1 tRNA gene and 1 rRNA gene are annotated in these 1,864 nt (G+C 57.8%); both read left to right on the top strand.

Annotated features, from left to right (window positions below):
- The first annotated feature begins 168 nt into the window (after positions 1-168).
- Positions 169-1,643 (top strand): 16S ribosomal RNA (locus tag E5K03_RS17020).
- Positions 1,644-1,782: 139 nt separating this feature from the next.
- Positions 1,783-1,854: transfer RNA gene (locus tag E5K03_RS17015), tRNA-Ala, on the top strand.
- The last annotated feature ends 10 nt before the right edge of the window (positions 1,855-1,864 follow it).

The raw sequence follows: 1,864 nt of genomic DNA, 5'->3' as shown, positions 1-1,864 counted from the left end.
TGGATCGGTGCCACCCGAATACCCGTGACCACCCAGCACTACGCTGACCGCGTCACCATTCCGGTGACCCGATCCAACGGACCATGCAATATACCATAATTGGATACGACATTTGGTGTGCTTCGATCGTGAAGCACCCGCCACCCGCCTCTCTATCGAGAGGCACACATTCCGGTTGATCCTGCCGGAGGTCATTGCTATCGGGGTCCGATTTAGCCATGCTAGTTGCACGAGTTTAGACTCGTAGCGGAAAGCTCAGTAACACGTGGTCAAACTACCCTCAAGACGGCGATACCCTCGGGAAACTGAGGCTAATAGCCGATACGTCCGCTCAGGTGGAAGACCGAGCGGGCTTAACCGCTGAGGCGCTTGAGGATGTGGCTGCGGCCGATTAGGTAGACGGTGGGGTAACGGCCCACCGTGCCTATAATCGGTACGGGTTGTGAGAGCAAGAGCCCGGAGACGGAATCTGAGACAAGATTCCGGGCCCTACGGGGCGCAGCAGGCGCGAAACCTTTACACTGCACGCCAGTGCGATAGGGGGACCCCGAGTGCGAGGGCATACTAGCCCTCGCTTTTGTGAACCGTAAGGCGGTTCACGAACAAGAGCTGGGCAAGACCGGTGCCAGCCGCCGCGGTAATACCGGCAGCTCGAGTGATGACCGATTTTATTGGGCCTAAAGCGTCCGTAGCTGGCCACGAAAGCCCGTCGGGAAATCTCTCGGCTCAACCGAGAGGCGTCCGGCGGAACCTCCGTGGCTTGGAACCGGAAGGCTCAGAGGGTACGTCCAGGGTAGGAGTGAAATCCTGTAATCCTGGACGGACCACCGATGGCGAAAGCACTCTGAGAGGACGGATTCGACAGTGAGGGACGAAAGCTAGGGTCTCGAACCGGATTAGATACCCGGGTAGTCCTAGCCGTAAACGATGCCTGTTAGGTGTGGCTCCCACTACGAGTGGGTGCTGTGCCGTAGGGAAGCCGCTAAACAGGCCGCCTGGGAAGTACGTCCGCAAGGATGAAACTTAAAGGAATTGGCGGGGGAGCACTACAACCGGAGGAGCCTGCGGTTTAATTGGACTCAACGCCGGACATCTCACCAGCTCCGACTGTAATGATGACAGTCAGGTTACCGACCTCTACTACGAGTTACAGAGAGGAGGTGCATGGCCGCCGTCAGCTCGTACCGTGAGGCGTCCTGTTAAGTCAGGCAACGAGCGAGACCCGCACTCTTAATTGCCAGCACCACCCCCGGGTGGGTGGGTACATTAGGAGGACTGCCGTGGCTAACACGGAGGAAGGAACGGGCAACGGTAGGTCAGTATGCCCCGAATGAGCTGGGCTACACGCGGGCTACAATGGTCAGGACAAAGGGTTCCAACGCCGAGAGGCGACGGTAATCTCAGAAACCTGATCGTAGTTCGGATTGTGGGTTGAAACTCACCCACATGAAGCTGGATTCGGTAGTAATCGCGTGTCAGTAGCGCGCGGTGAATACGTCCCTGCTCCTTGCACACACCGCCCGTCAAAGCACCCGAGTGAGGTCCGGATGAGGCCCTGTCACCAGGGTCGAATCTGGGCTTCGCAAGGGGGCTTAAGTCGTAACAAGGTAGCCGTAGGGGAATCTGCGGCTGGATCACCTCCTACTGATCGGGAACTGCCCTTTTGGGCAGTCCCACCTTTCATTCGTCGTATTCGCGGTAGCATTGGTTCGTTGGATCAGCACGCGTATTCGGGCACTTTAGATCCAGTATGGCTCACACACAGCCCTCCGAGAGGAGGGTGGGCTCATAGCTCAGCGGTAGAGTGCCTCCTTTGCAAGGAGGATGCCGTGGGTTCGAATCCCACTGAGTCCATGTTTGCCCC

Source organism: Halalkalirubrum salinum (assembly GCF_005543295.1).
In the GTDB taxonomy this organism is placed as follows: domain Archaea; phylum Halobacteriota; class Halobacteria; order Halobacteriales; family Haloferacaceae; genus Halalkalirubrum; species Halalkalirubrum salinum.
The sequence above is the reverse complement of the archived record's forward strand: the minus strand, read 5'-3'. Positions and strand labels throughout refer to the sequence as shown.